2 protein-coding genes are annotated in these 12,826 nt (G+C 40.2%); both read left to right on the top strand.

The features are described from left to right. Positions 1-178: 178 nt before the first annotated feature. Entirely contained in the window at positions 179-11,665 is an 11,487-nt protein-coding gene (locus tag ACWTVK_RS03885) for an ESPR-type extended signal peptide-containing protein (RefSeq protein ID WP_456045995.1), read from the top strand. 88 nt (positions 11,666-11,753) lie between these two features. Further along, the gene (locus tag ACWTVK_RS03880) at positions 11,754-12,554 is read left to right on the top strand and encodes a hypothetical protein (RefSeq protein ID WP_039968809.1); all 801 of its coding nucleotides are present in this window, start codon (positions 11,754-11,756) and stop codon (positions 12,552-12,554) included. Positions 12,555-12,826 lie beyond the last annotated feature (272 nt).

The following is a 12,826-nucleotide window of genomic DNA, read 5'->3' as shown; positions in this document are numbered from 1 at the left end:
TAAAATTTATTTTAATTATTTTAGGAATTTCTATTTACAATTAGTTTATAAATTGTTATCATATTAATATCTTAATGAATAGTATGTGAACGTGTGTCATAAACAATTCATGAAACGAAAAATGTATATAAGGCATTTGGTGTTTTCTTTATAAGAGAGAAAGGGGTTCATAGTTTCTATGAATAAGGTTTTTAAGGTCGTTTATAGCAAATCTAAAGGCTGCTACGTAGTAGTACCTGAAACTGCTAAAAATAATAACGGCAAGAAAAAAGTTTTGGCTAGCGTATTGGCTGGCTTGGCTGTAGCTGGTGCTATGGGTGGTGTTGCTCCTCTAGAAGCACAAGCAGGTTATGATACTAGTGGTAGTCATGTAAATATTTGGGCTGATACTTATCCAAAAAGTAATGGTCAAAACTATAACGTTGGGCAAAACTCCATCGTTGTAGGTTACCAAAATACTACGGATGATGTAGCTGGTCATGATGGCAAAGTAGCCATTGGCGCTAGAAATACATCAACTAATAATGCGACTACTGCAGTAGGCAATAGAAATACGGCTACAGGTGGTGCGGCAACAGCTGTTGGTGCTGGTAATACTGCATCTGGCAATGCTTCTGTTGCTGTTGGTAATGTAAATAATGCTGATGCTAAGGCTGCTGTTGCTATTGGTACCTACAATAATGTTAATTACACCAAAGGCTCTTGGGAAACAACGCCTAAAAAAGCAGGTGAATATTCTACTGTAGTAGGTAATTACTCTAGTGCCACTGGTACTAGCGCTTCTGCTATGGGTGTATATACTAATGCTACTGGTGCAGGTTCTTTTGCTGCTGGTTACAACAATAATGCAAAGGGCCAAAACTCAGTTGCCATTGGTTCTGAAAATACATCCCACGTGGCAGACACTGTAACTCTGGGTCAATTTAATAATGCAAAAACAATGGGTGGTATCTCTATTGGTAAAAATAACTTGACTGACTCCACAAATGGTGGCACAAACCATCCAGAAACAAGAGATGAGAATTCTCAAATCGCCATCGGTCGTGATAATGAAGCGACTCATTTAGATACAATTGCTATCGGTCGTGAAACTAAAGCATCCGGTTCTGGTGCTACTGTAATTGGTGCACGTGCAGAAGCTTCTGGTAATAATGCTATCGCTATCGGTCAAAGTGGTAAAGATTCTCCTAAAGTAATTGCTAAGGGTGTAAACTCCATTGCTATCGGTATGCAATCTCAAACTGAAGGTGAATCTGGCGTAGCTGTAGGTGCTGGTACTCGTGCAAATGGCCAATATGGTGTTGCCGTAGGTCATGTGGCTAAAGCTAATGTAACTAGAGGTACTGCTCTTGGTGATGTAGCAGAGGCTAATATTGCTGAAGGTGTAGCATTAGGTGCTTCTTCTGTTACAACTACAGATAAAGGTGTTGTAGGTTACAACCCATCCGATCCTCATGAACGTAAATATAGTCCTTTAACTGGTAATGTGAAAACAGCTACTACAGCTGCTGTATCTATCGGTAATGGTAGCACTTTGACTCGTCAATTGACTGGTCTTGCTGCAGGTACTGCAGACACTGACGCTGTTAACGTGGCTCAATTGAAAAACGTTGGTGTTGCTGTAACTGGTAACACTGGTAAGAGTGACTTCTTAACTGATGGCGGTAAATTAAACGTAATCGGAACAGGTCGTGTATCTACTGTAGCGGCTCATGACGGTGCGAAAGACTCCAAAATCACTGTAGGCTTTGATGACAAAGGCATGGTGAAAGCTGGTAAAAATGTTACTGTTGATGAAAAAACAGTTGATGGCCGTACTACATACACAATTAACGCTGCTGATACTGCTGCTAAATATGACTTCTTAACAAATGCTACAGCTAACGGTGGTAAACTTGACGGTGAAGCAACACCTACAAAAGTTCAAAGCGGTACTACAGTTAACTACGCAGCTGGTAAGAACTTAACAGTTAAACAAGATATTGAAACATCTCTTGGCCAACAAACATATACATATTCCTTGAATAAGGATCTTAAAGAAATTACATCCATCACTAACAATGGTGGTCCTACAATGCACTTTGGTGGTAATAACATCAGCATCACTGGCGGTAACCTAGATCTTGGTGGTAATAACATTACTAATCTTAAATCTGGTGGCGATGTAGTCAACAATGCTGCTAACATTGGTGACGTTACTCGTATCTCCAAAGCTAATGATTTACATATTGCACCTACAGCAGGCACTAATAACAATGTGGCTGAATACACTGTAGACGCTAATAAAAAGGTTACATTAACTTACCAAGATGGTAATGGCAAAACTGTTAACGGCCCTAAAGCAGTTATCGACTTGAGCGGTTTGAAAACTGGCGACATGAGCTCTTTCAACGTGAAATCTACTGCTACAGAAGGTAAAGTGGTACAAGGTTCTGCTGGCGTTCAAGAAATCCGTGACGGTAAAACTGTAGAAATGCAAGCCGGCAAAAACATGACCATTAAACAAACTAACAATAATGGTAATGCAGCTGTTGAATTTGCATTGAATAAAGATATTGATTTGACTCCAGATGGATCTATCAAAATTGGTGACACTAACATTACTGATAATGGTTTGACAATCAATGGTGGTCCATCCGTTACTAAAACTGGTATCAATGCTGGTGGTTTAAACATTACTAATGTGAAAGCTGGCGTAAATGATAACGATGCAGTTAATGTTAGCCAATTGAAACAAGTTCGTGCTGACGAACGTCACATCAAACCAGGTGAATATGCGGTTGATAACAACGGCAAAGTAACAATGACTTACCTTGATGGTAACAACAAAGACGTTCCTAACGAAACGGCTGTTATCACAGGTATTGCTAAACAAGATCTTTCCAATATCAACAAGGGTGGCGAAACAGTCATCCAAAATCTTGCTAAAAAATCCATCGATATGGAAAATGGTAAGAATACAAAGGTTAGCAACCGTGAAATCAATGGCGTTAAAACTTTCAAAGTAGACGTTGAAGGTGATTTAACTGACATTACATCCATCACTAATAAAGGTGGCGACGGCAAAGTTGTATTTGGTGGTAACCAAACTGTAAACGTTGCAGGCGATCACAACATTAACTTGAATGCTAAAGTTGGTGACATCACTGGTTTAACTAACGTAACTTTGGATGCCCCTGACTTCGCTAAAAAAGGTCGTGCTGCTACTGAAGAACAATTGAAAATCGTAAATAACGGTTTCAATAACACAGTTGGTTTGACTGGTAACACAGGCGCTACTGATCTTCAAAAATTGAACAAACAAGGCGGCTTGAGCTTTGGTGTAGTTGGTGCTAACAATGGTGAGTACATTAAAACAACTGCATCCGGTAGCAATGTAGTAGCTGACTTATCCGACAGCGCTAAAAATAAATTGAACAGCACTGTTGTAGTAGAAGGTAAAAATGCTGCGAAAGTAACAAGCAATGTAATTCAAAATGCAGATGGCAGCACAAAAACTGTATATACTGTAGATGTTAACAACGTAAAACCTACTGCAGCTTCTACTGAAAAAGTACAAGCTAAAGCAGACGTATCTGGTTCTAGCGACAAAAACATCGCTAAAGTTGCACCTAAAGCTGGTGAAAACTTCGGTGATGCAGGCGCAACTTACGAAGTAAACGTATCCCGTAACGACGTAAAAGACGCAGCTCGTGAAGCAGTAACTGTAAATACTACAAACACAACTAACAACCCTATCACTGTTACACCTGTACAAGATGAAGCAAATCATAACACTACATACCAAGTAACATTCGATGGCAACAAAGCTGCTAAACAAATTCCTTTGACTTACAAAGCGAATGGCACAAACGAACAAAAAGTTACATTGGATAAAGGTTTGAACTTCACAAACGGTAAAAACACAACAGCTTCTGTAGATGCTGAAGGCGTTGTTAAATACGATGTGAATAAAGATTTAGTTAATATCAATTCCATTTCCAATACTACAAATGGTCCAAAAATGGAATTTGGTCCTAACTCCATTAACATCACAAATGGCCCTATCAACATGGGTGACCAAAACATCACTAACCTTAAATCTGGTGGTGATGTAGTGAATAACGCAGCTAACATTGGCGACGTAACTCGTATTTCTAAAGCTAACGACTTGCACATTGCTCCAACATCCTCTAATCGTCAAGGTGAAACTACTACATCTTACGCTTACGATGCAGCAAGCAAATCCGTAACATTGAAATACAACGATGGTAATGGTGCTAACCAATCTGGTACATTGGCGAAAATCGACTTGTCCGGTTTGGCTGATCAAATCAAAGACGGTTATTCCTTCTCCACTGACGCTAAAGGTAATGTAGTTGGTAACCATGCTGTTACACCTGTAGCAAATGGTAAAACTGTTTCTTATGCAGCAGGTAAAAACTTAACTGTTGCTCAAAATATTGATAATGCAACTGGTGAACATACTTACACATATGCATTGTCCAATGATGTTGATTTAACACCAAATGGTTCCTTGAAAATTGGTGACACAATTCTCAACAATGGTGGTTTAACAATTACAGGCGGCCCATCCGTTACTAAGACTGGCATCAACGCTGGTAACTTGAACATTACTAATGTGAAAGCAGGCGTAAATGATACTGATGCAGTTAACGTAAAACAATTGAAAGATGCTCGTACAGTAGTAACTTCTAACGATAAATCCGTAACAGTTAACAAAACTGAAAACGGTAACCAAGTTACTTATGACTTGCATGTAGCTCCAGGTGCGGCACAATCCGTATGGAACGTGAAATCCACTGGTAATACAACTGCTGACTCCGAAGCAGCTGCAAAAACTATCACTGATGGTAAAACAGTTGAAATGGCAGCAGGCAAAAACTTGACTGTAAAACAAACTAGCAACGAAGACGGCGCTAAAGTTGAATATGCATTGTCCGATAACATCAAAGTTGGTAACGACGGTAAAGATGGTAAAGACGGCGTAGACGGTAAAATCGGCGTAAACGGTAAAGATGGTTCTGCTGTTGTAATCAACGGTAAAGATGGTTCCATCGGCCTCAATGGTAAAGACGGTAAAGATGGTCTTACTATTAAAGGCGCTAACGGTCAAGACGGCGTTGACGGTAAAAACGGCAAAGACGGCATGACTCGTATCGTATACGAAGATAAAACTAACAATAAACACGAAGTGGCTACATTAGATGACGGCATGAAATATGCTGGCGATGATGCACAAGGTGCAGATAAAACTAAAGTAATAGCTAAGAAATTGAACCAAACATTGGATATCATTGGTGGTGCAGATACAACTAAATTGACTAACAACAACATTGGCGTGAACAACGTAGATGGCAAATTGAAAGTTCAATTGGCTCAAAACATCAACTTGACTCCAGCAGGTTCCTTGACTATTGGCGATACGATGATCAACAATGGTGGCTTAACTATCACTGGTGGTCCATCCGTTACTAAAACTGGTATCAACGCTGGTAACTTGAATATTACTAATGTGAAAGCAGGCGTAAACGATACTGATGCAGTTAACGTTAAACAGTTGAAAGACTCCCGTACAGTAGTTACATCTAACGATAAATCCGTAACAGTTAATAAAACTGAAAACGGTAACCAAGTTACTTATGACTTGCATGTAGCTCCAGGTGCTGCACAATCCGTATGGAATGTGAAATCCACTGGTAATACAACTGCTGACTCCGAAGCAGCTGCAAAAACTATCACTGATGGTAAAACAGTTGAAATGGCAGCAGGTAAAAACTTGACTGTAAAACAAACTAGCAACGAAGACGGCGCTAAAGTTGAATACGGTTTAACTGGTGACTTGACTAACATCAAGACTATTAAAAACGAAGGCCCTGCTACTTTCACAATTGGCGGCAACGAATTCAAATTCGATGGCGGTAATGTGAATATGGGTGATAACAACATCACTAACCTTAAATCTGGTGGCGATGTGATCAATAACGCAGCTAACATTGGCGACGTTAAACGTATCTCCAAAGCTAACGACATTCATATCAAAGACAAAACATACACAGTGAACGCTGATAAAACAGTTACATTGGAATATGTTGATGGCAATGATAATGCAGTGAACAAAACAGCTAAGATCGACTTGAGCAACTTGCCAACAGGCGATAAAGCTGCTGTTGAAAGCGTTGTTAAAAAATCTGCTGCTGCAGGCGACACTAACATCGCTGACATCACTGTAGCTGACGGTAAACAAACTGGTGATGCGAATGCTAAATACGAAGTAAATGTTTCCCGTAATGCTGTTAAAGATGCAGCTCGTGAAGCAGTGACTGTAAATACTACGAACACTACTAACAACCCTATCACTGTTACACCTGTTCAAGATGAAACAAACCATAACACAACTTATACAGTAACATTCGATGGCGATAAAGCGGCTAAACAAATTCCTTTGACATACAAAGCGAATGGCTCTAACGACCAAAAAGTTACATTGGATAAAGGTTTGAACTTCACTAATGGTTCCAATACAACAGCTTCCGTAGCTGCTGATGGTGTAGTTAAATACGATCTTAACAACAATGTAAACTTGACTCCATCTGGTTCCTTAACTATTGGTGATACTGTTGTTAACAACGGTGGCTTAACTATTTCCGGTGGCCCATCTGTTCTTAAAACTGGTATTAATGCTGGTAACTTGAACATCACTAATGTAAAAGCTGGTGTAAACGATACTGATGCAGTTAACGTTAAACAGTTGAAAGATTCTCGTACAGTAGTAACTTCCAACGATAATTCCGTAACAGTTAACAAAACTGAAAACGGCAACCAAGTTACTTATGACTTGCATGTAGCTCCAGGTGCGGCACAATCCGTATGGAATGTGAAATCCTCTGGTAATACAACTGCTGATTCCGAAACTACTGCAAAAACTATCACTGATGGTAAAACAGTTGAAATGGCAGCAGGTAAAAACTTGACTGTTAAACAAACTAGCAACAACGACGGCGCTAAAGTTGAATTCGACTTGGCTAACGATATCAAGATTGGTAATGATGGCAAAGACGGTAAAGATGGCGTTGATGGTAAAATTGGCGTAAATGGTAAAGATGGTTCTTCCGTTGTGATCAACGGTAAAGACGGCTCTATCGGTTTGAATGGTAAAGACGGTAAAGACGGTCTTTCTATGAAAGCTGAAAAAGGCCAACCTGGTGTAAACGGCAAAGACGGCATCACTCGTATCGTATACGAAGATAAAACTAACAATAAACACGAAGTTGCGACTTTGGATGATGGTTTGAAATTCACTGGTAACAACACTGATACAGTGAACAACCATAAATTGAACAGCCTTGTAAAAGTTCAAGGTGAAGGCGTAGATAAAACAACTTCTACATCCTTCAAGAGCGCTTCTGGTAACATCAATGTAAAAGCTGATGGTACTGATACTCTCGAAGTTCAATTGAACAAAGATTTGAAAAACATCACCTCCATTAAGAACGATGGCCCTGCAACTATGACAATTGGCGGTAACGAATTCAAATTCGATGGCGGCAACGTGAACATGGGTGGTAACAACATCACTAACCTTAAATCTGGTGGCGATGTAATCGATAACGCTGCTAACATCGGCGATGTAAAACGTATTTCCAAAGCTAACGATTTACACATTGCACCAACTCAATCTGATCGTGCAGGTGAAACTACTACATCTTACTCCTATAATGTGGCAGACAAATCCGTTACATTGAAATACAACGATGGCAATGGCGCTAACCAAGCTAATACAATTGCGAAAATCGACTTGTCTGGTTTGGCTGATCAAATTAAAGACGGCTACTCCTTCTCCACAGATGCGAAAGGTAATGTAGTTGGTAACCACGCTGTAACAGCAGTAGGCAACGGTAAAACTGTATCCTACGCAGCAGGCGATAATTTGACAATTACTCAAAAAATCGATAATGCAACTGGTGAACAAACTTATACATATGCATTGTCTAATGACATCAAAGTTGGTAACGACGGTAAAGATGGTAAAGACGGTGTTGACGGTAAAATCGGCGTAAACGGTAAAGATGGTTCCGCTGTTGTAATCAACGGTAAAGATGGTTCCATCGGCCTCAATGGTAAAGACGGCAAAGACGGTCTTACTATTAAAGGTGCTAACGGTCAAGACGGCGTTGACGGTAAAAACGGCAAAGACGGCATGACTCGTATCGTATACGAAGACAAAAATAACAATAAACACGAAGTGGCAACTACTGACGACGGCATGAAATATGCTGGCGACAATGGTCAAACTGACTCCACTAAAGTTATTGCTAAGAAATTGAACCAAACATTGGACATCGTTGGTGGTGCAGATAAGTCTAAATTGACTGACGGTAACATCGGCGTGAACAACGTAGATGGCAAGTTGAAAGTTCAATTGTCCAAAGAAGTTAACTTGACTCCAGCAGGTTCCTTAACAATTGGCGATACTAAGATCACTGACGGTGGTTTAGTAATCAACAATGGTCCATCCATTACTAAAGGTGGCATCAATGCTGGTGACTTGAATATCACTAACGTGAAAGCTGGCGTAAATGACACTGACGCAGTTAACGTAAAACAATTGAAATCCGCTAAGACAGAAGTTAAAGCTGGTGACAACGTAACAGTTGATAAAACAATTGGTGCTGATGGTCAAAACATTTACACAGTAAATGCAAAAGCAACTAACCTTGGCGATGCTGAACTTAACTACACAGCTAACGGTGGTGCTAAACAAAAAGTTAAATTGTCTGAAGGCTTGAACTTCGTTGACGGTAACTACACTAAAGCTTCCGTTGATGCAAACGGTGTTGTTAAATACGACGTAACACTTGGTAAAGTGAAAGACGGCGTTGACGGCAAACCAGGCGTAGATGGTGATAATGGTATCGCAACAGTTAAAACTGTAGTAGATACAATTAACAACTCCGGTTGGAAAGGTGACGTTACTGGTAATACAGTAGGCGATCACAGTGCAACAATCGTAAAACCTGGCACAACTGTAAACTTCGGTGCAGGTAAAAACTTAACTGTTGAACAAATCGTTGATAAAGTAACTGGCAACCACACTTACAACTATGCATTGTCCGACGATATCAAAGTTGGTAATGACGGTAAAGACGGTAAACCAGGTGTTGACGGTAAGATCGGTGTAAACGGTAAAGACGGTTCTGCTGTTGTAATCAACGGTAAAGACGGCTCTATCGGCTTGAATGGTAAAGACGGTAAAGATGGTCTTACTTTCAAAGGTGCTAATGGTCAAGACGGCGTAGACGGTAAAAACGGTATTAACGGTATGACTCGTATCGTTTACGAAGATAGCAACAACAATAAACACGAAGTTGCTACTACTGATGACGGCTTGAAATTCACTGGTAACAACGAAAGCGTTGTAAACAAAAACAAACTTAACTCCACAGTTAAAGTTAAAGGTGAAGGCGTTACTGAAGAGCAAGAAAAAACATTTGAATCTGCTGCAGGTAACATCGCTGTAACTGCTGATGGTAACGATACTTTGAACATTCGCTTGAATAAAAACATCAAAGGCATCGACTCTATCCAAACTAAGGAAATCCACTTAGGTACACCTGATAATTACACAACAATTAAGAAAGATGGAGACCGCATTAAATACGGCGACAAAACATTCGCTAACACTGACGATATCTGGACAATCCAAGCTAATGGCACAGATGTTCCAGCTAACGGCGGTAAAGTAAATGTTAAAGGTGCTGACGGTATCACAGTATCCAAATCTGCTAATGGTGAAATGACAATTAGCGGTGCTGGCCTTGGTACAATGAACAGCTTCAACGTTAAATCTACTGGTAATACTACTGCTGATTCTGAAAAAGCAGCTAAGAGCATTACTAATGGTAAAACTGTTGAATTCTCCGGCGGTAGAAACCTCACTGTAAAACAAACTAGCGACGAAAACGGTGCTAAAGTAGAATATGCATTGAGCAACAATGTAGATCTTACTAATAAAGGTTCCGTAACAATTGGCGATACTAAGATCACTGATGGTGGCTTGGTAATCAACAATGGCCCATCCGTAACTAAAGACGGCATCAATGCTGGTAATAAACAAATTACTAACGTTGAAGACGGCGTAAACGATACTGATGCGGTTAACGTACGTCAATTGAAAGCAGCTAAAACTAACCTTGTTGACGGTCAAAACACTAAAGTGACTGGCGACGGTTCTAAAGCTAACCCTTACAAAGTTAATGTTGAAGGCGATTTGAACAAAATCACTTCCATCACTAACAACGAAGGCGACGGCAAATTAGAATTCAAAGGTGACCAAGTAGTTAACGTAGCTGGCGACAACACAATCAAGCTTGATGGTAAAACTGGTGACATCACTGGCTTAACTAACAAAACTCTTGATTCCGCTGACTTCGCAACTAAAGGTCGTGCCGCAACTGAAGAACAATTGAAACTTGTTCAACAAGAAGCAGCTAAAAAATCTACTGAAAAAGTACAAGCTAAAGCTGATGCTAATAACATCGCTAAAGTAGCTCCTAAAGCTGGTGATACATTCGGTGCAGCTGGTGCAACATACGAAGTATCTGTAGATAAAAATGACGTTAAAGACGCAGCTCGTGAAGCAGTTACTGTAACAGGTGACAACAAAGCGATCACTGTAGACGTTCAACCAAATGCTACTAACCATACAACTAACTACCAAGTTAACTTCAATGGTAACGAAGCAGCTAAACAAATTCCATTGACTTACAAAGAAAATGGTGGCAACGCTAGAACAGTAATGTTATCTGATGGTTTAGACTTCTCTAACGGCGTAAATACTACTGCTCACACTGATGTGAACGGTAAAGTATCCTTCGACGTGAAAGGTGACCTCACTAACATCACTTCCATTTCCAATAACTCCAATGGTCCTAAAGTATCCTTCGGTGGCGATACTGTAAATATCACTGGTGGCAACCTCAACATGGGTGGTAACAAAATCACTAATGTTCAAAAAGGCACTAATGATACTGATGCAGTAAACGTTAAACAATTGAAAGATTCCCGTACTACATTGACATCTGATGATCATTCCGTAGTATTGAAGAAAACTGAATCTGCTGACGGTGGCTTGAACTATGACCTTTCTGTAAAAGGCGCAGTTGACCCTCGCGTTGATCAATTGAACGAAGAAATCGGCCGTGTAGGTGCTCAAGGTGCAGCATTGTCCGCATTGAAACCTATGCAATACGATCCATTGGAACCAACTCAAATTATGGCTGGTTATGGTAACTACCGTGGTAACTCCGCGATTGCAGTGGGCGTAGCTCATTACAAAAACGAATCCACAATGTTCCATGGTGGCTTGTCCTGGGCTGGCGGTTCTAGCCATATGATGGCGAATGCTGGTGTAACTTGGAAAGTTGGTAACAGAGATGCTGAAGCAGCTGTAGCAGATCGCTACCGCAAAGGCCCTATCAGCTCTGCATACGCAGTACAAACTGAAATGGCAGCAATGAAAGCTCAAAATGCCGGATTAAAAGGTGAAGTATCTGACTTGAAATATGAAAACGAACAAATTAAAGCTCAAAACGCTGGTCTACAAAGTGAAGTAGAAGTATTGAAAGCTCAAATGGCTGTAATGATGGCGAAAATGGGTATGTAATTTAGTTAGCAAATGGATACAACTGGTACGGGTTCCTTCGGGAGCCCTCAACCAGCACATTAATTCGACTATGAAAAGAGGAATAGATATGAAAAAATCTACAATGCTTGCTTTCACAGCGGCACTTTTAATGAGCGCAGCATCCATCACTGGTCACGCAGCAAGCGCACCAACATACGATGATAACTTGATCTTGCCTAACCCTGCATCCGCACCTGGTTTGAGCAATGTTGTATTGGTACCTGTGGCTAGCCCACAAGTAGTACAATCTCTTCATGATTATGTGAAAGCATGGGAAAATGCTGAACAAAAAATCGCGTTAGCAAAAGCTAAACGCGACAATCATGAACAATTGACTAAAGCTGATAAAAAATGGTTGCATTCCAAAGATAAACATAACTATGCTGATTACTTCCGTACGCACTCCCTTGGTCGCGTACATGGCTTTGAAACAGCTTTAAATTGGAACGGTGAAAACCGCAACAAAAACGAATACGAATACTTTGAAACACCTAAATACAATGAAAAAGATGGCTTCGTAAATAGCTATGGTTACAACGTATTGCGTGGCATGGTAGATCGTGTTAACGAAGTTGTACAAAAGCAAAAACAAGTAGGCGGTCCTATGACTGACGACGAAGCACAAGCATTAGAAGATGCAATCTTGGATATCCTTGCGCAAGAGCAAGAACATGTATCTAACGAAGAACTTCGTCACTACATGAACGAAACAATCTGGTTCGCATCTAAAGAAACCGTCAAAAACAAAGCGAGTGAAGAACCAACTGCTGCTGATGAGCACGTAGTAGACCTTCGCAAAGCTATCAACGAACCAATGGGTAGCAATGACTACAACAAAGTTGATTTGCGCAGTGCAATTCAACAATAAACAATATCTATAGTAATGTAGGTATTGTAGCCTTTTCTTCTCTCGTAAAAGGCTTAGTTGATCTCTAATACATACTGATGATATATGATGTATCCCTTACATACACATATATCTAAAATGACACATTGGCCCTTATATTGAGTTTATGAGGGCCCTATACCCTGGACCCCCGACTAGGGAACACAAATCCTTATTAAAGGGGCTGTAACAGAATGCGGTTTCACCGCATTCTAGTTGCAGTCCCTTTAAAATATAAGAAACACCAAGAAAAT

It is taken from the genome of Veillonella sp. Ser01 (genome assembly GCF_053850375.1).
This window is presented reverse-complemented; position numbering and strand designations above follow the sequence as displayed.